The organism is Wolbachia endosymbiont of Laodelphax striatellus (genome assembly GCF_007115015.1).
In the GTDB taxonomy this organism is placed as follows: Bacteria; Pseudomonadota; Alphaproteobacteria; order Rickettsiales; family Anaplasmataceae; genus Wolbachia.
The window spans coordinates 1,013,752-1,039,415 of sequence record NZ_MUIX01000001.1; the positions used below are offsets into that span (position 1 = coordinate 1,013,752).

22 protein-coding genes and 3 pseudogenes are annotated in these 25,664 nt (G+C 33.3%); 5 read left to right on the forward strand and 20 right to left on the reverse strand.

What is annotated here, in order from left to right:
* Positions 1 to 49: 49 nt before the first annotated feature.
* From BVG17_RS04885 to rpmF, 3 genes are read right to left on the reverse strand one after another with little or no spacing between them, the layout of a single operon-like run.
* Positions 50 to 1,006, reverse strand: coding sequence for a beta-ketoacyl-ACP synthase III (locus BVG17_RS04885; protein WP_063631004.1), 957 nt, complete (start codon positions 1,004 to 1,006; stop codon positions 50 to 52).
* Positions 999 to 2,036, reverse strand: coding sequence for a phosphate acyltransferase PlsX (gene plsX, locus BVG17_RS04890; protein ID WP_063631005.1), 1,038 nt, complete (start codon positions 2,034 to 2,036; stop codon positions 999 to 1,001). The genes BVG17_RS04885 and plsX overlap by 8 nt, the downstream gene beginning before the upstream one ends.
* Positions 2,037 to 2,044: 8 nt before the next feature.
* Positions 2,045 to 2,227 (reverse strand): 50S ribosomal protein L32, encoded by a 183-nt coding sequence (rpmF, locus tag BVG17_RS04895; RefSeq protein WP_006014434.1) that lies wholly within the window; start codon positions 2,225 to 2,227, stop codon positions 2,045 to 2,047.
* Positions 2,228 to 2,458: 231 nt separating this feature from the next.
* Here rpmF and BVG17_RS04900 point away from each other — a divergent pair, with 231 nt between their 5' ends.
* Together BVG17_RS04900 and BVG17_RS04905 are read left to right on the forward strand one after the other, a co-directional pair.
* Positions 2,459 to 3,241, forward strand: coding sequence for an MlaE family ABC transporter permease (locus BVG17_RS04900; protein ID WP_017532382.1), 783 nt, complete (start codon positions 2,459 to 2,461; stop codon positions 3,239 to 3,241).
* Complete coding sequence (locus BVG17_RS04905) at positions 3,234 to 3,935, forward strand: ABC transporter ATP-binding protein (RefSeq protein WP_063631006.1); 702 nt, start codon at positions 3,234 to 3,236, stop codon at positions 3,933 to 3,935. Before BVG17_RS04900 ends, BVG17_RS04905 begins: the two co-directional genes overlap by 8 nt.
* A gap of 279 nt (positions 3,936 to 4,214) precedes the next feature.
* Here the strand turns inward: BVG17_RS04905 and ffh are convergent, their stop codons facing one another.
* From ffh to rseP, 8 genes are all read right to left on the reverse strand, one after another.
* Positions 4,215 to 5,558, reverse strand: coding sequence for a signal recognition particle protein (ffh, locus tag BVG17_RS04910; RefSeq protein WP_017532384.1), 1,344 nt, complete (start codon positions 5,556 to 5,558; stop codon positions 4,215 to 4,217).
* Positions 5,543 to 7,102 (reverse strand): proton-conducting transporter transmembrane domain-containing protein, encoded by a 1,560-nt coding sequence (locus tag BVG17_RS04915; RefSeq protein WP_063631007.1) that lies wholly within the window; start codon positions 7,100 to 7,102, stop codon positions 5,543 to 5,545. Before BVG17_RS04915 ends, ffh begins: the two co-directional genes overlap by 16 nt.
* Positions 7,103 to 7,716: 614 nt before the next feature.
* The gene (locus tag BVG17_RS04920) at positions 7,717 to 8,121 is read right to left on the reverse strand and encodes a hypothetical protein (RefSeq protein ID WP_063631008.1); all 405 of its coding nucleotides are present in this window, start codon (positions 8,119 to 8,121) and stop codon (positions 7,717 to 7,719) included.
* 85 nt (positions 8,122 to 8,206) lie between these two features.
* The gene (locus tag BVG17_RS04925) at positions 8,207 to 11,278 is read right to left on the reverse strand and encodes a WPE palindromic element domain-containing protein (RefSeq protein ID WP_063631009.1); all 3,072 of its coding nucleotides are present in this window, start codon (positions 11,276 to 11,278) and stop codon (positions 8,207 to 8,209) included.
* Between the two features lie 45 nt (positions 11,279 to 11,323).
* Entirely contained in the window at positions 11,324 to 11,755 is a 432-nt protein-coding gene (gene fabZ, locus BVG17_RS04930) for a 3-hydroxyacyl-ACP dehydratase FabZ (protein ID WP_006014455.1), read from the reverse strand.
* Positions 11,756 to 11,759: 4 nt separating this feature from the next.
* Positions 11,760 to 12,320 (reverse strand): OmpH family outer membrane protein, encoded by a 561-nt coding sequence (locus tag BVG17_RS04935; protein WP_063631010.1) that lies wholly within the window; start codon positions 12,318 to 12,320, stop codon positions 11,760 to 11,762.
* Positions 12,321 to 14,654, reverse strand: a complete 2,334-nt coding sequence (bamA, locus tag BVG17_RS04940; protein WP_063631014.1) for an outer membrane protein assembly factor BamA — start codon at positions 14,652 to 14,654, stop codon at positions 12,321 to 12,323.
* Between the two features lie 7 nt (positions 14,655 to 14,661).
* The gene (gene rseP / locus BVG17_RS04945) at positions 14,662 to 15,777 is read right to left on the reverse strand and encodes an RIP metalloprotease RseP (protein ID WP_007302416.1); all 1,116 of its coding nucleotides are present in this window, start codon (positions 15,775 to 15,777) and stop codon (positions 14,662 to 14,664) included.
* Positions 15,778 to 15,876: 99 nt separating this feature from the next.
* Here rseP and BVG17_RS04950 point away from each other — a divergent pair, with 99 nt between their 5' ends.
* Positions 15,877 to 16,143, forward strand: coding sequence for a succinate dehydrogenase assembly factor 2 (locus tag BVG17_RS04950; RefSeq protein WP_010404229.1), 267 nt, complete (start codon positions 15,877 to 15,879; stop codon positions 16,141 to 16,143).
* Here BVG17_RS04950 and BVG17_RS04955 read toward each other — a convergent pair.
* The 3 genes from BVG17_RS04955 to BVG17_RS04965 are packed head-to-tail and all read right to left on the reverse strand — an operon-like array spanning position 16,121 to position 18,432.
* On the reverse strand, positions 16,121 to 16,438 hold the full coding sequence (locus BVG17_RS04955) for a cell division protein ZapA (protein ID WP_010404232.1): 318 nt from the start codon (positions 16,436 to 16,438) through the stop codon (positions 16,121 to 16,123). The genes BVG17_RS04950 and BVG17_RS04955 overlap by 23 nt on opposite strands.
* Before the next feature lie 43 nt (positions 16,439 to 16,481).
* Positions 16,482 to 16,760 carry an HU family DNA-binding protein gene (locus tag BVG17_RS04960; protein ID WP_063631011.1) on the reverse strand — a complete coding sequence of 93 codons (279 nt, stop codon included), beginning with the start codon at positions 16,758 to 16,760 and terminating at the stop codon, positions 16,482 to 16,484.
* 19 nt (positions 16,761 to 16,779) lie between these two features.
* Positions 16,780 to 18,432 carry a 30S ribosomal protein S1 gene (locus tag BVG17_RS04965; protein ID WP_063631012.1) on the reverse strand — a complete coding sequence of 551 codons (1,653 nt, stop codon included), beginning with the start codon at positions 18,430 to 18,432 and terminating at the stop codon, positions 16,780 to 16,782.
* 103 nt (positions 18,433 to 18,535) lie between these two features.
* Between BVG17_RS04965 and trmB the strand changes: the two genes are divergently transcribed.
* Positions 18,536 to 19,180 carry a tRNA (guanosine(46)-N7)-methyltransferase TrmB gene (trmB, locus tag BVG17_RS04970; protein WP_063631013.1) on the forward strand — a complete coding sequence of 215 codons (645 nt, stop codon included), beginning with the start codon at positions 18,536 to 18,538 and terminating at the stop codon, positions 19,178 to 19,180.
* Between the two features lie 208 nt (positions 19,181 to 19,388).
* Here the strand turns inward: trmB and BVG17_RS04975 are convergent, their stop codons facing one another.
* From BVG17_RS04975 to BVG17_RS05000, 6 genes and pseudogenes are all read right to left on the reverse strand, one after another.
* Positions 19,389 to 19,910, reverse strand: a complete 522-nt coding sequence (locus BVG17_RS04975; RefSeq protein ID WP_006013204.1) for a pyrimidine dimer DNA glycosylase/endonuclease V — start codon at positions 19,908 to 19,910, stop codon at positions 19,389 to 19,391.
* Between the two features lie 130 nt (positions 19,911 to 20,040).
* A pseudogene (locus tag BVG17_RS10370) lies at positions 20,041 to 20,205 on the reverse strand (phage terminase large subunit); the annotation flags it as partial.
* 230 nt (positions 20,206 to 20,435) lie between these two features.
* Complete coding sequence (locus BVG17_RS04985) at positions 20,436 to 21,383, reverse strand: IS110 family RNA-guided transposase (protein WP_063630491.1); 948 nt, start codon at positions 21,381 to 21,383, stop codon at positions 20,436 to 20,438.
* A 214-nt stretch (positions 21,384 to 21,597) separates the two neighbouring features.
* Positions 21,598 to 22,245: pseudogene (locus BVG17_RS04990) on the reverse strand (phage terminase large subunit family protein); the annotation flags it as partial.
* A gap of 5 nt (positions 22,246 to 22,250) precedes the next feature.
* Complete coding sequence (locus BVG17_RS04995) at positions 22,251 to 23,597, reverse strand: IS110 family RNA-guided transposase (RefSeq protein ID WP_143688718.1); 1,347 nt, start codon at positions 23,595 to 23,597, stop codon at positions 22,251 to 22,253.
* Positions 23,598 to 23,865: 268 nt separating this feature from the next.
* Positions 23,866 to 24,456 (reverse strand): annotated as a pseudogene (locus BVG17_RS05000) (phage terminase large subunit); the annotation flags it as partial.
* Between the two features lie 61 nt (positions 24,457 to 24,517).
* Here BVG17_RS05000 and BVG17_RS05005 point away from each other — a divergent pair.
* Entirely contained in the window at positions 24,518 to 25,630 is a 1,113-nt protein-coding gene (locus BVG17_RS05005) for an alpha/beta hydrolase family protein (RefSeq protein WP_143688856.1), read from the forward strand.
* Positions 25,631 to 25,664 lie beyond the last annotated feature (34 nt).

Below are 25,664 nucleotides of genomic sequence, written 5' to 3' on the forward strand. Positions count from 1 at the left end.
AGCATGTAACGATAAAACTGAGAAAAAAGAAGCGTGGGTAATAGGAAGTCTAATAGCGCAGTAACACAGAACCCCAGGTCAGGCCTGCACCTATTGAAATCAGCAGTACCAGATTTCCTGATTTTATTTTTGATTCTTGTATTGCATAGTCTAAGGCCAGTGGAATTGACGCTGCTGAGGTGTTTGCATGCTTATCAACGGTATTAATCACTTTTTCTATAGGAAAATCTAATTTCTTTACTACTGCTTCAATAATGCGAATGTTTGCTTGATGGGGAATTAACCAGTCAATATCAGTAATCTTCAATTTATTATGTTGCAATGTTTTCTCTATTAAGGCTGCTAACTTATCTACTGCATGCTTAAACACTTCCGATCCATTCATGCATATTTTTCCAGAATCACCAGTTGAGGATACTCCTCCACTTGTACATAACATATCTACATTGCCATCAGAGTGTAAATTTGTTGATATGATGCCATTGCTACCCATTTCTGACTTTATTATCACTGCACCAGCACCATCACCAAAGAGTACACAAGTTGACCTATCTTTCCAATTAACAATCCTAGACATTATTTCAGCACCAATAACAAGCGCGTATTTAATACTATCGTTAGACTTTATAAGTGAATCAGCAACTGTAACTGCATATATAAAACCAGAGCATGCTGCTTGTACATCAAAAGCAAATGCGTTTTTACATTTTAATTTATTCTGCACAATAGTTGCACAGCTAGGAAAAATTTTATCAGATGTCGTTGTTGCAATTATGATTAAACCAATTTCATCTATTGAAATTTTAGCTTTTTCGATAGCATTTTTTGCTGCATTGACAGCTAAGTCTGACGTTAATTCTCCTTTATCGGCTATATGTCTTTGAACTATTCCTGTTCTCTGCCTTATCCATGCATCACTTGTCTCAACTATTGATGCAATTTCGTTGTTACTCAAAGTTTTTTTTGGTAGGTAAGAACCAGTGCTTAATATGAAACTTTTATTCAATATGACTTACCCCGTTCATTATCTTTTGATTTAAATTTTCACTAATTGCATTTACTGCAAATTTTATCGCATGGGCAAAAGAAATAGCATCAGAATTTCCGTGGCTCTTTATAATGATACCATTTAGCCCTAAAAACATAGCTCCACTTCTAATTTTAGGATTAAAACGCTCTAATGCTTTATTTAGCTTGGGTTTCAACAATATGCCGACAAGCATTTTTGTCATCCATGAATTAAATACTTCCTGTTTTATTAGACTGATAAAAGTACCAGCAGTTGCCTCAGCTGTCTTGAGCATTACATTACCAACAAAACCATCAGCAACAATTACGTCTATATTACCATCTAAAAATTCACTTGCCTCTATATATCCTTTGAAATTAATACTTGGAGCATTTTTGAGTAACTCAAAAGCTCCTCTTACTGAGTCAGTACCTTTCACTTCTTCTGTACCAATGTTTAGCAAAGCGACTTCAGGATTTTCAACTTTTAATGCTATTTTTGCAAATATACTCCCCATTAATGCAAATTGAAATAATGAGTCAGTATTACAGTCAACATTTGCACCAAGATCAAGCAATGCAAAGCTTTTCGTCTTAGTTGGACAGACAGATACAATAGCAGGACGATAGATATTGGGTAATGTTCCTAGAATCAATCTGGAGATAGCCATCAATGCTCCAGTGTTGCCTGAAGATACCATCCCAAAAGCTTTACCTTTTTTCACTACTTCAACAGCTGCCTTCATACTTGAATCTTTGCGATGTCTTAGTGCAAAAGAGGGTTTATCATTTGGAAGAACATTATCAGAGCAATGGGTAAACTCGGAATTATCACTTACTTTTTTGTATTTTGAAAGCAAAGGAGATATTTCTTTCTGATCTCCATAAATATGAAAAAAAACTTTGATACCTGGGTCAACAAGATTATCCAAGAAAAAACCAGCACCCTGAATTACGGAAAGAGGTGCAAAATCCCCCCCCATAGCATCAAGTGCGATAACTATGTTATTATTGACCGTGGGTAACATACCATGAGTTACTCCGCCTTTTGTTTAATGAAAACACGTTTTCCTTTGTAGCTGTTGTCAACTGCTATGTTGTGAGGCAACATGAATTCTCCAGTTGTTGCACATACCACAATATTCTTAGGCTTAATAGCATGGTGAGAACGATGCATATTACGCCTTGACTTTGACTTTTTTCTTTTTGGAACTGCCAAAATTTACTCCAATCCAATTATATAACACAATTTATTAGTAGCATGTTTTTTACAAGAAGTAAATAGCGAAATAAATAAGGTTTTCTTATACAATTTAGTCTTATAAACTTAAACTCAAGCATTTTGATCAAAGTATATTGAACTTAAGACATATTTTGACTATACTTCGGTGAAGTTAATAAAAATTTTAATAAAATCAGTAAAACTAATTTTAGCTAAGATAAATGTAAAGTGAGTTTCTTTGATATAGACAGCGTTAGAATAATCGGTAGATGCTTTATTAACTTTCTGTTGAGGATTGGTAACGCATTTGTATTTTTTATTCAATCTCTATACCACTGCTTTATTCCTCCATATTATTTTAGCAATGTTGCAAAACAAATTATAGAGATAGGCTTTTTCTCTTTGCCAATTGTTGGGCTTACTGGAGTTTTTATAGGAGCGGTGATAGTTTTACAAAGTAGCTTAAGTGGTCTCTTGATTAATCAAGAACAAGTAGTACCTAAACTTGTTACGATCACTATCATTAAAGAGTTAGGGCCAGTTTTGATTAGCTTAATAATGGTAGGAAAGGTTGGGTCCTCAATTGCAGCAGAAATTGGCACGATGCGCATCACTGAACAAATAGATGCACTTACAACTTTGGACATCAATCCTTTCAAATATTTAATTGCACCAAGAATTCTAGCGTCAGTTATAGTATTTCCAATACTTACAGTATGTGCAGATCTAATAGGAATATTTGGAGGGTATGTCACCGCAGTCTTTGAATTTAACCACAATTTAAATATATACATAAAATATACAGCTCAATTCTTTAATATAAACGATTTTGTTGTTGGGCTAATGAAAGCGACTGCTTTTGGCGCTATAATTTCTGTTTCAAGTTGTTATTACGGTTACCATTGTAGAGAAGGTGCACGAGGAGTAGGTGTTGCTACAACATCAACTGTTGTTTTTTCGTCCATATTGATCATTTTAGCAAACTACTTGATTACTCTGATACATGTATAGCCCCATAATATCAATATTGAACCTAAGCTTGTCTTTTGATGATAGAACGATATTAAACAACATAAGTTTTAATATATCGAAGGGGGAATCATTAGTCATACTTGGTGGTTCAGGAAGTGGTAAATCTGTATTAACAAAAGTAATCATTGGATTGCTAAAACCAGACTCAGGGTCTATTAAAATAAATAGTGAAAGCAAAAATAAATTTGGAGTTTTATTTCAAAATTCTGCTTTATTTGACTATGTTACAGTGTGGGAAAATATATCTTTTAATTATAAAAAACGCTTTAATCTCAACATAAAGGAGGCAAAACAGCTAGCAATCGAGAAGTTAAATGATGTTGGATTGGAGGAAAACATAGCAGATATGTTTCCAATAGAACTATCAGGTGGAATGAAGAAAAGAGTAGCACTTGCAAGGGCGATTGCGCACAATCCAGAAATTATTGTATTGGATGAGCCAACTTCAGGATTGGATCCAATTATATCAGATGTAGTAAATGAGATAATAATAAAATTATCTCAAGATCTTCGCCCTACAATTATCACGATTACACATGATATTCATAGCGCATTTAAAATAGCTGATAGAATAGCAGTATTGTATGAAGGGAAGATCATTTCTCACGGAACTGCTCAGGAAATACAAAATACTAATAACGAATATATAAAAAAATTCATTCGTTATATATAGCTATAGGCTTACAAACGATATTATGGATGCTATAACTAGCCTAACTTGAGCTATCGACAACTTTCGGTCTGTTACTAGTGTAGTGCTACGGTGGTATAGTGTGTTAGCTATAAAACAACGCATTAAATATAGATAAAGTAACTTATATCAATTTTTATTATCATGCCAATTCCAACTGCAGAAATTTATTGAATTTATTACTTCACGCTAAAATAATATACTTTACTATTCAACAGCAATTACAACTGATGATTTTATTTCATTCCACTACCTGCTGACTTACTTTCTGCTTAGCATATCCATCAAATCAGATTCTTTGAGTTTACTATGGTCAACTTTACTGAACTTATTCACCATAGAGCTCATTTGATTATACTGCTTAATTAGAAGATTAACGTCAGTTACGCTTGTTCCGGACCCTTTAGAAATTCTAAGTCTTCTTTTGCCATTTAAAATATCTGGATTTTGTCTTTCCTTTTCAGTCATTGAGTTTATAATAGCTATATATTTTTTCACTTTATTATCGTCTGGCACACCGCTACTTAGCTTTTTTGTGAATGAGCTAGGAATGAATTTCATTATGTTGCTAATACCATCCATTTTATTGAGGGTTTTTAACATGCCTACTAAGTCATTTAGATCGAACTTACCCTTTTTTACTTTCTTTTGCAGTTTATCAATTTCTTCCTGACCAACAATCTCAGCAGCTTTCTCAACCAATGAGACAACATCACCCATACTCAGTATTCTTTTTGCAATTCTATCAGGATAAAAATCATCAAGGTCACTTAATTTTTCACCACAAGCAATAAATTTAATTGGACAATTGGTGATCATTTTCATAGAAAGAGCAGCACCGCCACGTGCATCACCATCAACACGAGTGAGAATAATCCCAGTTACACCTATTATTTCATTGAATGATTTGGCAATGTTTACTGCGTCTTGACCTATCATTGCATCGGTTACTAAAATAATTTCTGCAGGTAAAGCTATTTCCTTTACAGCTTTCAACTCACTCATCATATTATTGTCAATATGAAGCCTGCCTGCTGTATCTAGTATTAATACGTCATAAGTATCATTTTTTGCTGCTGCTAATGCCCTTTTTGTAATTGCAATGGGCTTCTCGTCTATCATTACAGGTAAAGTTTGCACATCTATTTGTCTGCCTAGCACTTCAAGCTGTTTTTGGGCAGCTGGTCTATAAATGTCCAAAGAAGCAAGCATCACTTTTTTCTTTTGCTTTTTTAGCTTTAAAGCAAGCTTTCCTGAGGTAGTTGTTTTACCTGCACCTTGTGAGCCCACCATCATAATCACAGCAGGGGGTTTAACTGCTAGATTTAAGTCACTTTTCTCTGATCCGAGAACTGCAACTAAATTATCTTGCACAATTTTAATTATCATTTGTGCTGGAGAAACACTTTTTATGACTTTTTCTCCAATCACTTTATCCTTAATGTCGTTGATGAATTTTTTTGCAACTTCAAGTGAAACGTCAGCTTCAATTAAGGCCATGCGTATTTCTCGCATGGCAAGGTTAAAATCATCTTCAGAAATGATTGACTTTCCTCTCAGTTTATTAAATACAGAATTTAAACTTTCAGTTAACGATTTAAACATAATAAAATTAGTAGAATACTCATTAGAAAGAGAGAAGAAGCTGAAACGAAACTCACTGAGTTATAACCCAGCACTTCTTTAAGTTTAGTAACATCATTAAAGTATAAACTAGTAAGTGAATTAGTCAAGTTTTGCAGTAGGTTGGCAGACATTTCTCTCACTTTAAGGACCAGTTGATTGAACAGCAAGGCAATGTAGGGTATGAAAGCTCTAAAAATCCAATCAACATCCATTTTAAAATTTATTCTCGGGTAAAATAACTTGCGTAAAGGAATAAACAATAAAGTGGTACATAATAACAAATTAAATTGCGACAAAATATTTTTTGTGTTGTACACAAAATCGAAAATTGAAGATTTATTGTAAATAGGCAAGTAAGGATTGCCAGCAATTACACATATGAATGCTAAAATAATCATAGTCATTTTGCCTCCTCTCTCTGCTAAAGGTTTTGACTTACTTTTTGCAATAAATAAGTAATAAAGAAACTTTAGCCCCACGCTTAAATGAAGCAGCAAATTTAGAAGCTTATATAAATTTTTATACCCTTTTAAGGCAACAGTGTTCATTTCAATTTCAGCTGTGATATATGATTTACTGATAAATCCAACGGTTCCAGGAAATGCAGCCATTGTAAGTATTGCGATTATAGCACACATGCCTTCCACTGACATCAGTTTACCCACTCCATTAAAACTAATTGTTTTTGTTTGTGAAATAATCGAATTACTGACCACAAACAATAATGATTGATAAACAAGAGAGAAGATTATATGCAGTATCAAAATTGGTATTGCTTTTTCCGAAGGACTGAGCAAACTTCCTGCAATAATCAGCAAGCCCATTTGTCCTACAGCATTATAGCATAAGAATCTACGAATATTTTGCTCAAGGGAAGCAAATATAATGCTGTAAATTACAGTAATGGCGCCTACAAGTGCTAATATTTCAGTACAATCTTGCCATAGGGTATAAGTGTGTAAAAGCATCACTAAAAAAGAGACTTTAGTGGTAAATAAAGAGAGATATGTAGTGCCATGTAGCGATGCAGCAGGATATGAATCAACAACCCAAAATGAAAAAGGGAAACAAGCACAGTTTATCAATAAACCCAAAATTATCAGGTTAGTGCTTTGAAATGCCAATCCTGCTATCAATATAACTCCAACGAAAAAGTGTATACAAGCGTACCTTATTGCAGATCCACTATCTTTACAGCTAGCTGCGATAACAAAAAATGCACTGATGGTCATTAACTCAAAGAATATTATAACTAATATTGTCTGCTCAGATAATATTGCACTGAGTGAACTGATAGTGTAAGCAGCAAAGGAAAGCATCTCTGAAGAACTCAAATTTTTTGCTGGTAGAACAGCTAGAAATGCAACTGATAGAAAAGATATTAGTACGATACGAAAAGATAAATCATAATTTAGAACTGGATGAGACCAATTTAATATATTACCTAAATTTTCAGGTAATGCTAGGACTATAACTATTAATGTAGTCAATAGAAATAGAAATGAAAATTTATAAAGTTGCACAGTGATGTAAACCAGTATGGTTTATGCTACCTCAACATATAAATAAAATCAATTTGCATATTAACCACTAGTTAAGCTAATTACCATATAATTATATCAGGGTTCAGAGGGTTATAGAGAAACCGGTCAGATTAGGTTTTTAATCTAATCTGACCGATAGCTTTAATAGTGAGGTAAGCTTTAATATAGCACTCCTAATTCATAGTGCTACACTCGTGCATAATTTATTTTTAACTTGTGCACGAGCGTTAATAAATTATTTACTTTTTGAAATAAAATTTGGCACCACTTTAATATCTAGAACTTCAGTAAGTCTGTCAGTTGAGAGTTATTTACTCGCTTTCTCTTCAGTATTTGCATAAATATAATGGAGCTGCCAGTTTTTAATGCACTCATTCGACTTTTATGCTCTTCACAATATCTGATTCTATTAAAGAATTCTTTGTTAATTTAGTTTTTTATGTTTTTTGGATAATGATATAGATAGGTTCCGCTAACGTATAGCGGAATATTAAATTGTTTAGCTATAGATCCCTGTATCAAGCACTGTAATGACGGCATTCGAGTAGCAGATAATGGAACCAAGAGAGCTCTGAGTAGCTGTATAATGAAAATTAGATTATAAAATCCTCTGACAGCACATTCTGTGTTGTATCATTATCCATAACTGTGTAATTAATATTATATTTATCGAATTCATTGTGCATCCTAGTTAAATGTCCTTTATCATGATCCAAAAGAACACTTACGTAGCTCAAGCTATCATTAAAAAGATCATTATAAATTACTGGAAATTGAACTGTGTAGGATGTTGTGCACTCATCTTGACCGTTATTATCTTTACAAAGGGACATTTTTCCTGTTTTGCCAGTATCATCTTTAGTAGAAATAAGAAATTTCATACCTACGTCTTCGTTTTTTGCTATAAACTCCTTACACTTTCTACTTTTTGCAGAACATGGTCCTATAGCTATAGAGTAGCTTTCTTTTGGAAGTGTGAATATTAACTGATGTGTCATAATACTACCTTAATAAAAATCATTAGTGTAGTATAGATTTATTAATAAATAATATACATTATGGTATAATTAGTACAAAATAGGTTTAACCAATCTCAGTAGGACTGCCAGTTGGACCCATAAGAATTATTTGTTCACCTTTTTTAAAACATTTACATAAATTAGTGGAACCGCCAGTTTCAAGCACAATAGTGGAAATAAATCCTTTTTTTTTGTCTACTTCAGTGCCGGTTACTGCTATACCTTCCATAGCAAGGTTTGTATTATTGGCTTTTCTGCTATTGGTTTCAAAATTTTGCAACCTAAAGAATTGTCCAGGTTTAAAATTCTTTGCCGCAAGTGGTGCTTTGATCACTATTTCCACAACTTTGTTTGTTAAATATTGAACTTTTATAACCTTTGCAGTGAATTGCTCTTTGATTTTTTTGAAAAATTCTTTGTTAGTTAGGTGTTCTGATATTATTCCAGCGCGTGGCGCTTTAGCGTGCAAATGCTGCAATTTGTAGGTAATTCGCATAGCAGGTGGTGTCGTGCAAATAGCTGACACTGGAATCCAGTTCTGACTATATAACCATCTGGTGTACTCATTCAAAATTAGGTTTTCTGGATTCCAGTGTTTGGGCACTGGAATGACATCTTTTTTGGTGAAAGTTACTCTTATATTACAACATTCATACAATTGTGCATATGACTCCGAGATTCTAGCCGGAATGATATAAATGAAGCTATTAACTCTATTCAAAAGATGAGAAATGATAGGGTAACCATTCTTAGCGCTTGCCATAGCTTTGACTACACTGCCGCTATACGAGGGATGAAGATCACCAAAAAAGCTAATTGTTTTATTGCCTTCCTTATATACTAATATTCTATCTTTATCTCGCATCTTAGGAGAAAAGATAGGATCTATTTCTTTTCCCGATGAATTCAAATGAATAAAATATCCGTTACTTAATTTAAAATGCTTTTTATCTTCTGTTGCAATAACTGTATTTGGCTTAGTACCTGCTGCTATAAAAATAGAACGTGCTTTTATATGCTTGATTTCATCAGATTTTGTGTCTATTAGTTTTATTGATTCAGCGTAGTTATATTTATCTGTTACAACTTCAATCGGCTCTAAGTTTTCAATAAAGTAAATCCCTTCTGATAGTGCATTTTGCACCTCTTCGCTATTTAATCGATAACTTGGTGAATCTTTTAGCTCTTTTCTATATACAATTTTCACTCCCCCTAGACTTTGCATTAGTTCCAATATTTTTGCTTCTCTATTCTCTTTTTTTGCTGATTCTTGCTCTTTTCGGATCAATTGTGCATGCGATATCAGCTCATTTGCAAGTTCATATTCCTCTTCTTTCCAATCTTTTTCGACATATTTCTTTCCATACTTATCAACCAATATTTCATAACGAAGAAGAAATTTTTCTACTTGAATCGGATAGTAAGCTAAAACTTCAGTAGCAGTATCAATTGCAGTGAGTCCTGCACCTATGACAACTATCGGCATACGAACTTGCAGATTTGCTATAGAATCAAATTTAAGAGCGCCAGTCAGTTGTAACGACATAAGAAAGTCAGATGCCATGCGCACTCCACGGGCTAGTATGTTTTTTATTTTGATCATTCGTGGCTTACCAGAGCCAAGTGCCAAGGCAATGTGATCAAAACCCAAGTTAAATGCGTCATCAACAGTTATCGTACTGCCAAAACGAATGCCTCCATAAAGTGCAAAATTCTCACGTCTTTCCAGCAGTAATCTAATAATCTTTAAGTAATTTTTATCCCACCTAGAAGTAATGCCGTATTCTGACACTCCACCAAACCCATCTGCCGTGCGTTCACTCAATTTTTCGTGTTCAAAATCTTTAATTAGCTGTAAATTATCGATCAAAGGTTCAATCTTTAGTCCATCAATGGCGATAACGTTATGCCCATCGTTTAATAAATGATGAGCTAAATTAAAACCCGCAGGACCAAGGCCTACAACTAGGACGTTTTTTCCAGTGTTTCCTTTTGGCAATGGACGCTGAAAATTTAAAGGATTCCAGCGGCTAAGCAGAGAATATATTTCAAATCCATACGGTAAACTAAGCACATCATCTAGAATCCTTGTTTCAATTGCTGGCACATTTACGGGTTCTTGTTTTTGATATATGCACGAATTCATGCAGTCATTGCATATTCTGTGTCCAGTAGCCGCACATAATGGGTTATCTATCATCACAATTGCAAGACTTGCTATGCTGTATCCTTCGCTTTTTACCAGATTCATTTCTGATATTTTCTGCTCTAGTGGGCAGCCGTGAAGCTCAACTCTAAGTGGAGACTTTTTGAAAGTGTTGTCATCATTGATTAGCCCCTTTGAGCAGTTGTCCTTACTTTGCTTATGACAAAATATGCAGTAGTGAGCATTATCTAGTGCTTTATTCAAACTCACCTTTTTGCTTGTTAGATCAAAACCATATCTTCTTTTCACCTCATTTGAATACAGAACCTCAACCTCGTCTACTTCTTTTTTCAAGAATGATACGAGATTTTCGTAATCAATTTTCTTATGTATGCTAAATAGTATACTCTGTTTATTTTTCACTCTCCAAACTGCATATTGAGCCGCAAGTTCTATTTCTTCTTTGTGATCCTCTTTATTTTCAAGCCAACTCATTACCTGCTCAGAAAAGTTTTTTTCTGTTGTCGGTAAAGTAATGAAACTATTTAATTTGTTAGTGACATAATCAATATTTGCTACATCAGTGTATTTCTTCAATGCATAACGCTGAACAAATAATCTTTTGCATCTGTATATTACAGCAAAGTCATTGTGTTTTCTCTTTAACTCTTCTACTTCTTTTTCAATATTGAAAAATTTTGCAATAAATTCATCAAGTAAATGTGAGAGATCCATTATTAACTGGCTATTACAACCATCTTTCATCCAAGCTGGAATCCATCCTTCTTGTTTTCTGGATCCCAGTGTCAAGCACTGGGATGAACACTGGGATGACATCGAAGAAGAAGCTGCTTTTTCTCTTGCTTCAACTAATGAATAAAACAAGCTTTCATCGCACAATTTTATGTAATCCAAAAACGCCTTATCTAACTTTATTAATTCACTACGAGTGTATAAGTTTGAAAATGAGATTTTGAAATTCAGTTGCATCTTTATACTATACAGTGTACATACTGTTTCTTATAGATGAAGATTTTATTTATCTTGCAGTTTTGCTAAGATTGTTGCTCCTGCAACCTCTTCTTTTCCAACAGATGCAACACACTTAAATTTGTATACACCTAAACGCAAACCTTCAAAGTTAGATTGAAGAATTAAGGTATCTCCTGGAGTGACTGGCTTTCTGAATTTTGCGTTTTCAATGGACATAAAGTATACAACTTTATTTTCTACTGTTTTTTTACCGAGAACACATATAGCAGATGCCTGAGCTAAAGACTCAATTATCAAAACTCCTGGCATTATCGGATGGCCAGGAAAATGACCAATAAAAAATTGCTCGTTGAAAGTCACGTTTTTAATTGCTTTTATACTCATACCAGGATCGCATTCTATAACCCTATCTACTAAGAGAAAAGGATAAGAATGTGGTAGTATTTTTATAATATCATTGATATTACATTGCATAAGTCTATTCAATGTTTTGCAAAGCAAATTCGGGTATTTCCTTGTTTACATTTTTTAATACTACATCCGATAAATCTACTTCATCCATAGAGTATAAAACTTGATTCTTTTTTGAAATAAATAGTACCAAATCTATGTTGTTTTTTTCTGCTGTTTTTTTAGCAACTTCTTTTATCTTGTTAAAGACATTTTCTACTGCTTCTCTATAATTTTCTTCTAAATGTGATATTTTCTTAGCGTAATTATCCCTAACACTTACAGTATGCTTACTAAATTGTTCTGTCTTTTCTTTTTTTGCTTCTTCTGACAAAAGGTCAAATTCTTCTTTCGATGGCTTAAATTTTTCTAACTCATTTTCAAATTCCTTCTGTAATCTAGAATTCTGCTCCTTTATTTGTTGTTGTATATTTTGCAGAGCCAGAGATTCATTGATAACCTTATCACTATCAATAATGGCAGCCTTTGTATTAAGCGTGCTCTGAGGTTGATACCCTACAAACTTATACCCCACAAATAAGGAAATAATTAAGGCAATAACTGATGTAAATAACTGTATATATTTCATTTAAATCCCCGCTTCAATAGAAATTTTAACGTTTGTCGATGGTATTATGTCATAAGCTTCCTTTACTAAAGGAAACCCAAAATCTAATCTAATTCTACCAAAAGGAGAAGGCATTGAAAAGCCAAAACCTGGTGATACTCTTATAAGCTTACTATCGTAATATTTCCCACTATATCCCTTCTTTTCATCTAAACCAAAAAGTGTTGCATAGTCAACAAATAGTGAGCCTTTGATACCAGCATAGTCGTATAATTTAGATAGTGGAAAATCTACTTGCTGTGTTAAATTAAAATAAGTTTTGCCTCCCAATGAGCTTTGATTTTTGTCTTCTGCTCTTGGTCCAATGCCGGAAAGGTCAAATCCTCTAATTTCATTACCACCTTTAAAAAAGTGCTGGCCAATGTTTAGCTCTTTATCGGTATAAGAGAAAATATGACCTGCTGCCATTTTAAAGCGCAGTGTTATATCATCATCAATTTTGCTTAGTATAGGGCGTGTATAAAAAGACAAAAACTCGGATTTTAGGAAATTTACATTTCCTCCCAATCCTGAAATATCCTGACTTAAACGCAATAAATATCCCTCTTTAGGAGTATAGAGGTTATCCAGTTTATTGTACGCTAACGTGTATCCCACTGATGAAACCTGATACTCACCTTCTTGATCTCTTATTATCTCAGAGATATCCTCATCTTTTCCACCCTTATTGTCCATGTGTATGTGATTATACTTATAAGAATATTGAAAGGAATTGGTTAGATTTTCTGAGATTTTATATGATACTTTTGCTATTCCTCCCCAGTTGCAGGTATCGAAAGTAGTGTTTGGTTTGTCTTGTTTTTCATAAAAAATACTCATGCCTAGTGAAGTATCAGAATCGTTAAAATTATTTTCAACAGCGTCTATACTAGTAGAAAGAACATATTGACTTTTTTCAAGAGCAAAAGATACCTCTTTACCACTACCAAATAAATTACGATCTGTGAAATCGGTTTTAACAAATACTCCACCAGGAAGAGACATGCCACCTGTTAAAGATAACGAGGCAGTTCTTTTTTCTTTGACATTTAAATCAAGATTTACTGCATTTTCATCCACTATATAACTATTTATTTTTACTGTTTCAAAAAAATCGCTATATATAAGTTTTCTACGTGATTTTTGAATCTCAGATGTGTTATATGCGTCGCCTTCTGCCATGCTAAGTTTTCTTCTAATTACTTTATCTAAAGTGCGGTCATTGCCATCAATGGTAATTTGGTTTATATAAATCTTTTTACCTGGTAACACTTTGTAAGTTACATTCACAATATTGTTATGTTGTGTATATTCTGGATTAACTTTTGCAAATATATATCCTTTTTCGTTTAAATGTTTACTTATTTTTTCTGCTGTATTGTTAATTTTAACTCTATTAAATATTTGATTATTTTCCTCTTTGATAAATTCTAATATTTCTTCCCTTAAACTTAAATCCTGAATCTCAGTTTCAATATCAACTTCATTATTTCCAAATAAGTATTGCTGCTTTTCATCAATCAAAAAAGTTAACTCTATTTGGTTGTTATTATCAACTTCAACAATTGGTTGGATATTATTTTGAATATATCCCTTAGATGAATAGAAGCGATCAAGCAGTTCTGTGTTAATCAGTAGATATTGAGGTGAATAATGAGTTCCGCTTTTAAAAATGGCTCTAAATAACTTACTAAATATATCATTGCTATGCCTTTTGATAACTTGCTCTAGCTCATTTGCTGAAAAGTTTTTATTACCTATGAATCGTAAACCCTTAATTTTAGACGTTCTTCCTTCTTTTATCTTAAAAATTAGATTTATCCTATTGCTACCAAGCTTATCTAGCTCATATGCAATTTTAACACCAATTTTACCACTGTTCCTATAAAGAGTAGCTAGATTTATTAAATCGTTTTGTAATTTTGTTTCAGTGAAAATAGTTAGTGATTTTGACTGGATAACGTTATTTAGCAACTCTTTACTGTTAAATAACTTATTGCCTTTCAATATTACTTTGTTAATCAATGGATTCTCATGAATTTTTACTACTAAGTTTTTTTCATCATCGATATAGGCGTTAATACTAGCAAATAACTTTGTTTTATATAAATCTTTTATAACTGAATCTACATCATCATCATTTATATGATTACCTGGTTCTAATTTTGTATAAAACCTTATTGTTTGATCACTTACTCGCTCATTGCCAATATACTTAATATTTTTTATCTGTACTTTTTCCTTATTTTCTAGAGCAACAAGTAGAGTGGGAAAAGAAATAAATATTATTATTAGTATGTGAAATAACTTTTTCATATGTATCTTAAAAAAGATGCCTAATATCATTTGTGATTGCAACTGCCATCAACAAAAACAGTATGGTAGCACCAAAAGTGGCTGCATATTTTTGATATTTCAAACTCAAATCTCTACGTATAACTGCTTCTATAATATAATGAAATAAATGCCCACCATCTAGTAGTGGTATTGGTAGCAAGTTAATTGCAGCTAAATTCGCTGAAATAATTGCCATAAAATATAGAACCATAATAAGTCCCTTTTTAGCTGATTGCCCTGAATATTTTGCAATTTTTATTGGCCCACCTATTTCATTTATACTCCTTTTACCAACAACAATTTGAAAGAGTGCTTTGATTGTTAAACACATAGTGTGGTAGGTTTCATTCACTGATAGGCTAGCAGCTCCAAGAAAAGATGACTGTTTTAACCCTATCATATTAATTGAGGTAATTCCTATAGTTTTTCTTTCTATTATGTTACCAAAGACATCTCTATCCTCAACTGTAAACGGAGTTAGAATAGTTCTGTATTCTTCGTTATTTCTGCTATACTTAATTTCTATTCTTGTTTCAGGGTTGGACATTATCACGCGTGAAATATCTTCAAAGTATTTTATTTTGTACTCATTGATCTGTGTAATAGTGTCACCTGGTAATAGGCCAGCTTGCTTTGCTGCACTTTCTTCAATTACATTACCAATTACTGGTGGAGTACGATAATAACCTGCCACGCTGAAAAATATTGTGAAGGCTATAACGGTAAATATCATGTTTGCAAAAGGCCCTGCAAAAACTATTGCTGCTTTTTGATACCGAGGTTTTGTATGGAATGAGTATAATTTTTCTTCTTCAGTTAATTTTTGTTGATCAACAGGAACGCTTGCTGCATTAGTATCCCCTAACATTTTAACGTAACCACCCAATGGAAAGGCACTTAATTTCCATCTAGTTCCAGACTTGTCGTTAAAACCAAAAATTTCAGGACCAAAGCCTATAGAAAAAGATTCAACTTTAACCTTGCATGCTTTAGCAACAATATAATGCCCACATTCATGCACGAATACTATGATAGAAATTATTAAAGAAAACGATAAAAAATAATATATTCCAGCACTAAGTTGATGAGAAATTAATTCCACCTATGTTTTAAATCTTAATCAAACGTTGAGTATATTAAAATGCGCCTTGCTTGACAAGTATTTAGTTTAGTCTTTAAATTAAAAAAAAGTTTAATGACAATGATAGATATCTCCTTATTAAGAAGAAAACTGATGTATAGGAGTTGGCATAGGGGTTGTAAAGAAACTGATATACTTTTAGGGCATTTTGCATTGAAATATCTTGATAAATTTTCCTTAAGTGAACTAATTGAATACGAAAAAATAGTTGATCTTGATGATTGCGAATTATATTGTTACATAACTCGTAAGAAACTTCTCCCCCCTGATTTGAGTAGTGAGGTAGTCGATTTGATTGCTTGCTTTAATCACTTATGCACCCAATAATCTTGTTTACCCTATCTAATACTTCAGCATATTCTACTCTTTTTTCCTCCCTATACTTTTTGCATTCTTGATTTATTTCGTCTAATCGCTTTGTTAATTCTAAAATTTTGTCTTCGAGAGTCAATGCTGCAAGTAAGAAATTTAATGCATCTGAGCCCTTACCTCCAGTTCTTTGAGATATGGAGCTAACTAGCTTGTTGAAGCTATTAGCAAGTTGTAATAAATGGTCCTTCTTTTTACTTTCGCAAGATATTTTATATGTGTTATTATGTATAACTATTTCTACTACTTGCATATGATGCTATATTGTACAACTTTCAAATTTACAATATAGATTTTCATTCATTTATCAAGAGGGATAACTTTTTACTGCTACGAAAATAAGTTTTAAAGTATTGATGTTTTCCAACCTTCTGTGACATCAAATTACTTGCTTCTTTCAAGTTATAGCTTCTAATTGAAAAAGAACCAAACCCCCTGATTTCAACTCTATTATGATATTTCAACGTGTTTGAAAACACTCGAAAAAAACTATCAACTACGGCTGCTATAATGACCTTATCTAACAAAAGGTGTTTTTTTGCCACTCTTGCTATTATATCAGATTTCGTTGCCATTTATATGAAGTACAAGAAGTTATTTGGCAGATAATATGATATTATATTTTTCAACACCTACTACTTCCACTTGTATTTTTTCTGATATAGAAAACTTTTTATTTTCTGGTAAATGCTCTTGATCTACTAAAAGGGTTACATTGTTCTCAATTTCAACGATTAGACCATTTTCCTCTCTCTTATTTACAGTAACCTGCATTTTATCCCCTACTTTAACTTTCTCTATCAGTTCTTCAAGAGGATCATACTCTATTTGCTTTACTCCAAGATAAATTCTTGTTCGATCTACGTTAGCCCTTATCACTTTTGCTTCTATTTCATCACCTACATTATACTTTTTTATTTCATCTGAATTGTTTTTCGACCAACTTAGATTTTGCATATAAATTGTTCCTTCTACGTCCTCAGATATCTCAGAATCATCAAAAGTCACAGATATTTGTGAACCATTGTTGCTTTTAACTTTACCAGAAACAATAGAACCAAGAGGATATTTATCAATAAATACTTGCCAAGGATTCTCTACGCACCTTTTTGTGCTTAAACTCATCTTATTTTTAATAATGTCAATACCGAGAATTTTTACATCCACTTCTTGTCCTATTGTTACAAAACTACTGATTGGTAAATTATTCTTGCTCCAAGTGATTTCTGATGAGTGTACCAAACCCGCAATCCCAGGTTTAATCTCAACAATGAATCCACAATCTTTTATACCCGTTACACATCCTTTGTGTAAGCTGTTAATTGGACATTTTAACTCTAGATCTTGCCAAGGATTATCTCCTAATTGTTTTACACCAAGGGAGATTTTTCCATTTTCTCTATCTATTTTTATAATTTTAGTTTTTATATGCTGACCACAAGAAAAAATTGCAGATGGATGACTTACATTACTCCAAGAGATATCTGTAATATGTAGCAGTCCATCTATAACTCCCACTGTATCTGATTCATGAATGCCAACAAATGCACCGTAGTGAGTGATGCTTTTTATTTTGCCTTCTACTACATCACCTTCATTTAAAGATTCTAAAAACTTAATTTTTTCACCAGCATGCAATTTCTCTAATACCAGCTTTCTTGATACTACAATATTTCCCTGCTTCTTATCCATTTTAAGCACGATGAATTTTTGTTCAGTTTCAATAAGGTGATTAGCATCTTTTATTTGCTTCAAATCCACATGACTCAGCGGTAAAAACGCACTTATTCCATCACCAAGATCAACAATAAAACCGCATTTAATTGAGCGTTTAATGATTCCTGTTACTTCATCTTTTGTAACTGCGCTTTCTTCCAATTTATTCCATTTTTCGTCTCTGATTGCTTTCTCACGACTAAGAACAACATTACCATGGTAATCTTCAATTCTTTCAACATAAACTCTAATTTTCGAGCCAACAGTGATATCATCATTACAACTGAGCTCCTTAATCAGAATTCTTCCGTCTGACTTTAGACCAACATCAACCACAATATCATTAGAATTTCTTCTTGTGATTATACCTTCTACCACATCTCCTTCTTTGATTTTGTTAGCAAAAGAATCTTCACAAAAGTCATTGTCTTGATTATCAAATTGATCTTGAAATATCTCTTCTATGAACCTATTTGATGATAGCCTCTTGATAGCAACTGTACTTTCCATACCTTTTAATTTTAACTTCATTAGAACTCATATATTATATAATATTAATAATTAGTGACAAGTAAATTCTCATTAATTCATTTCGAGAATTGTTTAAGCTATAAAAGATTAAGTTATGTAAGATATGTTATCTAGGAATAATAATTGGATTAGGTCATTTTCCAGAAGATCTAGGTTGAAGTTGAATGTTCTGGAGAAGTATTCTATTAAAAACAGCAAGGAATCTATAAAAAAGATCGTAGACTTACAAAAAAGAATACGGGTAGAAATAGGTTTCGGTAATGGTGAAAATATGCTCCATCAGGCATTCAATGAATCTGATCTATTATTTATAGGATGTGAGCCTTATTTAAAGGGGGTCTCTTCCTTGCTAAAAAGCATAGAAGCACACAGCATAAAAAATATTTTAATATGGACAGAAGATGCAAGAGAATTAATTGTCAATTTTCCTGACCACAGTGTTGAAAAATTCTTTATTCTCTTTCCAGATCCATGGCCAAAAAGAAGTCACAACAAAAGACGGTTAATTAATACGGAATTTTTAAATTTATTAGCAAAAAAAATACTTGTCACAGGTGAAATATTTATTGCAACTGATCATCAGGATTATGCAGAGTGGATAGAGTTACATATAAAGCAGTGTAATTTTTTAACCTATAAGGAAGATAGTTTTGCAAATTATACCCCAACAAAATACCACAGAAAAGCGCTAGAATATCAGCGTAAAATAAAGTTTTTTAAAGTAAATGTTATATCTAAACTGACTTAGATTTACCTCTGCTTGTTAGTACAGATGTGTACATGACACTCTATAGTGCAAGTAGCCTACCATATACTGGGAATAACAGTTTACTGAATTCTTTAATCTCACAAATAGAAAGATCAATAAACTTGATAAACATCAACATTATCAGCCAGCATTGCTTTTGCAACTTCAATTCTACCTTTTTTATGATCGGTTTGGATAATTTTATAACCTATAGCATTTTGTCTAGCAACCAATCTGGTGCTTCTCTACCTTTTTCCCACTTAGCAAATCTCATCTTTTCTTTTAGGTAATATTCTCTATATGCTTCTATTGGGTTACTACATTTATATCGATCAGGTAACGCTTGTGTAAAAGCTTGTATATCAGCTGATCGAAATATTAGCAAATCCTTGTTATTATCGCACCAATCTATAACTTCTTCGGATTTATGCGTTCTTTTGTATCGCAAGCTATATTCTATACACAATTCTTTTCCATGTTTTATTAACCAATCAAAGTTTCCTTTTGATTGTCTAGCCCATAAAGAACAAGGATGGTTTTTGTGAGTAAGTTTATATGGAACTTCTATATTCTGGTTTGTAATGCTGACTAAAGGATTTGGCTCTTTTAATGCTATTGAAAAAACACTGCTAAGCAATTGAGCAGTTTCTAGCGGCATTTTTACTATGTGCTTATCGCATAACATTTGTGCTGCAGTTACAGGATTTTCGTCTAATATAAAGATATTCATCTAAGCACCCAGAGATAGAATTTTTGCGTAGTATTTATTTCAATAAACCCTAAAATATCATTCAGAAAATGGATAAGTTAAATAAGCTCAGTTAAAAAAATTATACACAATTCCGAGGAACCTTTTCAAGCTACAATGAACGTATAGCTACCACTCTAGCAATATTATTTCTCACCCACTGAAGATATTGCACGGTACTGTCTACTTGATCGTCGTGACGGATTTCTGGAAACATTAAAATCTCATACTCAAAGTCGCTAAGCCATACTGCTTGGTTAGGGAGAAAAACCCGCTCATCAACTATGTTTTTTAAAATTTTTTGAATTTAGTCTTATTACAACTCTTATTTATAGTTTTGTATTCTTATTCAATTGAAAAACGTATTTTTGGCAATAAAAACCCTAGTTCATTACAGAAAGAAATTTATATCAAACAACTACCACTGCTTAGATCTTATGATTAATGAATATGTGCTTTAAATTTGTGTGGCGCGCATATTCATTAACCTATTTTCTTATGCAGATTTTAAAAATTTGCGTTAATTGCTTCTTTAAGCCTTGCATTAGCAATCACTATAATTTTGCGCATTAGAGCTGTTATGACTACCATCTTCTTTTTACCTCTACCAATGAGAGCAGAATAAAAAGCACCAAGTGCAGATTTAGTCCTTGAAGCAGCCATCGCAGATGTAAAAAGCTTTTCACGAACGTTCCTTCTGCCACCACTTATTCTGCGATAACCAATAGCTTTACCACTTTCTTTTGGATGCGGGGCAACTCCAGCAAGACTAGCAACTTCTTGCCTGCTTAAGTAGCCAAGTTCTGGCATCAAGCATACAAAATCTTGTGATAACTTTTTACCTATTCCTGGTACTGTTCTTATGATTTTTTGGCGCTTTTTTAACTCTGGATTCTCATCGATAATTTTTTGTATGGCATCATTAAGCTCATCTATTTGACTGTTAAAAAAGTCAATAGTTTTTTGGCAACTTTCTTTTATATAGTCGTTTTCAGGTGCTTTCAGTCTACATTTCTCTTGAGCTCTTATTTGTGTAAGGTCATCACGACGTTGACAAAGTGCAGCTAAGGCTGTTTGTTCTTTTGACATAGGCACAAATAGAGATAGAGTACTATAACGCTCAAATCCATATTGAGCAAGGGCTCTTGCATCTGATTGATCAGACTTTGCTAAAATTCCATGAGATAAGGTAAAGCTTTTTACTTTGCGAGTATTAGCTCGATGTACAGCAACATTCTTATCAACCAGAAAGTGTGCTAAGCCAAGCTCATATTTTCCTGTATTTTCCAAAGTTACAAAAGAATTAGGTAGAATATTTGAAAAATTTTGAAACAATTGTTGCCAACCAGCAGCATTATTATCAAACTTGATAGTGTTCTTTTGGTTGTGAACTGCAGCAACATTTTTAAATTTTCCGATATCAATGCCAATAAAATTTTGATAAGATGTAATCATAATAACCTCGATTAGTTTTAGTTAATTTAAGATTGTAAACGGGTGCATATGTATGTCCCACACAACTATTCAAACGTATCGAGAGATAGGGCTAGTGTACCTTGATGAGCACGGTTGTATAGCCATTATTCTAGCGGTCGCACACGCCCGTGATAACTCCATTCCTATAGTGAGTGGAGTTATCTTCCCTCTTATCTCCTTTATATCATATTTTTAACTTACAAGATTCTATAATTGGGACAATTCGGTGAAATCGAGTTAATTTGTCATCATGTGGTACTATTTGAATAATAGGTAAATCACTGTTTTTCCTGAGCTCCTGAACCAATTGCTGACCGCTTGCTTTTGCTTCGATTAAAATTGCGTGTGGCTTCCACCTTGCAGCCAGCGACAGAACTTTCTCTTTAAGTTTTGGATATTCAAGTTTTGCGCGATATACATCGAGTAAATAGAATGTATTATCTACTTTTGTCCAGGTAGTGCAGACACTAAAGTCACTTGTATTGTTTGTTGAAATTGCAGTATCCCAACTTTGTGTTACATGCAAGAGGCTATCAGGAAAATTTTTATAGCGCTTCAACCACTCTCGTTTAATTATACCACTTGAAAGTGGCAGAGGATTTTGTTGGTATTGAGCAGCAAAACCATAACTCCCAAGTTCAGCTTTTATCATCTCAATTTCTTCTTTTCCTTCAGTTAGGGAATACAACAATTGACCTTCTTTTCTTGAGTATATTTCCTGTTCATGCTCTGGAATATGATTATTAACTGAATAAATAATCTCCTTATCTTCAGCTATTATTGGTAAACAGACATGGTGCCATATGTTTCTTGGTTTACAGAGGAGGTGAGCAGTTAAATCTGCTCCTAAGAAACTCCATTAATCAACTCTTCTTGTTGAACTAGTGTGTAGCCAAACTCCTGCGCTTTCTTGATCAAATTTTTCACAATTTTCTCTTTGTAGCGTGTTTCATAATAACTCATTCCTTTTTCCACATACTCTTGTCCATACTTCAACATTTGGTAAAAAATACATGCTAATTTTCTTGCTGTGGCAGTAATTGCTTTTATTGCTCCTAGCCGTCTTTTTAATCTCCTACAATATGCACCTAATGCACTTGTGCTATTTCCCACAGCATAAGCAGCCATTCGCAGGGCATTTGTAGCGCGATTAATGACTTTACGAGTTTTTGTCCCAAATACTTTTTCTCCTGTGATCTTGTTAGCAGGGCTAAGTACTAACCATGAAGTAAAGTGCTTTTCTGATTGCCACTTATTATGGTTAATGCCAACTTCTGAAATAATAGTTTGTACAGTTAGTATATCAAATCCAGGAATTTTAGTAAAATCTATTCCGGTTATCCTATACAATTTCTCACGCAAGGTGAAGTTTGGTCTGCCTCTTCTAGACTTGTTTTTTTCCTTACCTAACTCTCTACTCTCATCGGACTTTGTTTCAAATGTTTTATAGTAATTTTCTATGCTTTTATCACATTCAGTTATTTGCTCTTGAAAAAAAGTATATGCTGTATATTCTTGTTTCAGTACAAATAAATGTTCTTCTCTATAATCGCCTGTTAATGCTTTTGCTATAGTAGCTTTGTCGTTCTTCATATTCACACTTCTGAATTCAGCTAGCTTCTCGGGATTCTTTTCACCTTCTACTATTGCTTTAATAATTTGCATTCCTGTGACGCCAGTGATATCGCTTATTACTTTATGTAAATGAATATTCATTTGTACCAACGCCTTTTGCATACGATTAATATGTGTAGCAGCATTTTCAATTAAGTTTTTACGTTGCCGCACATAACTACGCAATACACACATTTGATTATCTGGCCTAAATGATCCTTCGATTAACCCATAACTGTGTAGTTGTTGAAGCCATTGGCAGTCCTGGACATCTGACTTTCTTCCAGGTACATTTTTTACATGTCTTGCATTTGCAAGTTTTACTTCAAGTCCATATGATTCAAGTACTTGAAACAAAGGAATCCAGTACACTCCGGTTGACTCCATGGCTACTGTAGTAACTTCACACTTTTTTAGCCATTTTGCTATGTTATGAAGGTCCTCTGTAAAGCAGCTAAATTTTTGTATATGCTGTTCATCACTTCCTTCTGGTACACACACATAATGTATAGCCGAACCAACATCTATTCCTGCTGCGTTAGGGTTCATTATTTCTAATTTACTTTTTGTTTTTTTCATGGTAACTCCTTCATATAATTTATAGCAGGGAAACGCTTCAGCTTGGGACGGTTGATATAATACAATCTCCTAACCGAGGTAGTCTAAGGACTCCATCAATGATTTGACCGTTCCTCCAAAACCATGCTAAACGACGGGCACTTATGGCACCAGTGAAGATTCCGGTTATAACTGCATGAGGCGCTTCCTTCACAACTATACTTAAAACTACTAGAAACTTAAATTGATGAGTTTCTTCCTGGTTTGACAGATTCATTTTGTTCGATGCTAAATGGAGTCTGTGCATCACAAGAACGATAACTCCTTTTTTTCTGTCGTTGAGCCTGGTTACTAAAGCCTGATCAAACCAGTTTGCAGCACGCTTTCTAAATGTTTCGCTCAAAGCTTGTGCGGGACTTAGTGGATCATCCACGATAATGAAATCTCCACCTTCACCGGTTAATGTTCCCCCAACTGATGTTGCAATTCGACATCCTCTTTGCACTGTTTGAAATTTATATTTAGTGTTTTGATCTTTGGATAATTCTACTTTCGGAAATAGCTCTCTGTACCAATCAGATTGCATTATGCACCTGGTATCGAGTGAGTGCTTTTCGCTAAGCAGCCGAGAGTAACTTGCAACTATTATTCTTGCAGTTGGCTGATTACCGAGTATCCATGCAGGCCATGCAACACTTACACAAATGGACTTCATTGAACGCGGCGGCATATTGAATATTATTCTTCTTGCTTCGCCAGCGCTTGCTGCTTCAGGCCTGTCTGCTATGACTTTTATATATTGATAATCATTATACTCACACCCCGGCACTACCGTTTGAAAGCATAATTCAATGAATTTGAGAAGGTTTATATTGTTCATAAAATTAAGGTTTGTTGATTTTTTTAAGATTTTGTTGTATAATTATAGTGAGAGTTAAAATATGAAAGAAATAAGAGAGCAAACTGAGAGAGAATTTATAAAAACTCAAAACGGGATGAAAATAGAGACAATTACGCTTCTTGGTAAAAATCAAAACAATAATCAAGGTGAAAAACATCTGATATACTTTATTGGTGGGAATAGAGCATTAAGTCCTAGTAAAGATTATTCCCAAAATTGGAATTGGGCTACAGAGCAAGGAATTACTGTACATCTCTTTAATTATCCTGGACTTGGTTTAAGTAAAAACACCTCATTGATACGTAGCAACAGAGTTAAGTCTGGTATAGCAGTTGTAACTAACTTGTTGGAAAAAGGTATAAAACCAGATGATATTATATTGTTTGGAGACTGCCTAGGTGGACATGTGGCTGCAGAGGTTCATAAAAATTTTAAGTATAAGGATATACATTTAAGATGCATCGTTAGCAATGCTGCAAGTTCACTTAAACAAGCTTCTCTTTATTATTTTGGATTCATAGCAAAATTAAAAATTTTTCTTGCTCCGATAATCAAATTGGTACTAAAGATTTTTGGCTGCCACTGGAAGACATATAAAATCGTAAATTCAATTACTCCTTATACAATGTACTTTAATCGAGAGGGAGATAAAACGATAAAACAGCCAGTGCAACTTGCAACAAAAATAGAAAAAATAGAGCAAAGCGGTAGAAGGAAAGATTATCAAAAAAAAGAAATATTTGAAGATTTTGAGGAATATGAAGGCTTTTTTAAGCAGCATACAACATTAAGAAAGAATGATAAATGTATTGATTCTAAAAAAGCTGATAAAGATATACATAAATTGCCAATTACGTGTTTAAAGTCTTCCAACAAAACTGATTACACTTTTCCTGAGTTGATTAGTTTATATATTTATATTACAGATGAATATTTCTCTAAATATGGCTCATTAAATAATGAAGAGAAGATTAAAGCATTTAAAGAAAGTAAATTTTATAAAGATTTTTCAAGCTGCAAAAATTCAAAGGACTTTTTGCATAATTACATGAAGAAGCAAGAGCGTCCTTCGATGTCATTTCAGCATGTGATAATAGAATCTGGGGAAAAAAAGACCTTTCTTAACAAGTCAAAGAAGGCTAGTTGCTCTTAACTTGACGCGTATGCTTTCTTCAATATTTTAGCCA

Coding starts and splice junctions, on each gene's coding strand:
- BVG17_RS04935 (WP_063631010.1), bottom strand. CDS start 12,320: ATGAAATATATACAGTTATTTACATCAGTTATTGCCTTAATTATTTCC.
- BVG17_RS04960 (WP_063631011.1), bottom strand. CDS start 16,760: ATGGCAACGAAATCTGATATAATAGCAAGAGTGGCAAAAAAACACCTT.
- BVG17_RS04925 (WP_063631009.1), bottom strand. CDS start 11,278: ATGCAACTGAATTTCAAAATCTCATTTTCAAACTTATACACTCGTAGT.
- BVG17_RS05005 (WP_143688856.1), top strand. CDS start 24,518: ATGAAAGAAATAAGAGAGCAAACTGAGAGAGAATTTATAAAAACTCAA.
- bamA (WP_063631014.1), bottom strand. CDS start 14,654: ATGAAAAAGTTATTTCACATACTAATAATAATATTTATTTCTTTTCCC.
- fabZ (WP_006014455.1), bottom strand. CDS start 11,755: ATGCAATGTAATATCAATGATATTATAAAAATACTACCACATTCTTAT.
- BVG17_RS04965 (WP_063631012.1), bottom strand. CDS start 18,432: ATGAAGTTAAAATTAAAAGGTATGGAAAGTACAGTTGCTATCAAGAGG.
- BVG17_RS04975 (WP_006013204.1), bottom strand. CDS start 19,910: ATGAATATCTTTATATTAGACGAAAATCCTGTAACTGCAGCACAAATG.
- trmB (WP_063631013.1), top strand. CDS start 18,536: ATGTTATCTAGGAATAATAATTGGATTAGGTCATTTTCCAGAAGATCT.
- BVG17_RS04905 (WP_063631006.1), top strand. CDS start 3,234: ATGTATAGCCCCATAATATCAATATTGAACCTAAGCTTGTCTTTTGAT.
- BVG17_RS04995 (WP_143688718.1), bottom strand. CDS start 23,597: ATGAAAAAAACAAAAAGTAAATTAGAAATAATGAACCCTAACGCAGCA.
- BVG17_RS04920 (WP_063631008.1), bottom strand. CDS start 8,121: ATGACACATCAGTTAATATTCACACTTCCAAAAGAAAGCTACTCTATA.
- ffh (WP_017532384.1), bottom strand. CDS start 5,558: ATGTTTAAATCGTTAACTGAAAGTTTAAATTCTGTATTTAATAAACTG.
- BVG17_RS04950 (WP_010404229.1), top strand. CDS start 15,877: ATGATAGATATCTCCTTATTAAGAAGAAAACTGATGTATAGGAGTTGG.
- BVG17_RS04985 (WP_063630491.1), bottom strand. CDS start 21,383: ATGATTACATCTTATCAAAATTTTATTGGCATTGATATCGGAAAATTT.
- plsX (WP_063631005.1), bottom strand. CDS start 2,036: ATGTTACCCACGGTCAATAATAACATAGTTATCGCACTTGATGCTATG.
- BVG17_RS04955 (WP_010404232.1), bottom strand. CDS start 16,438: ATGCAAGTAGTAGAAATAGTTATACATAATAACACATATAAAATATCT.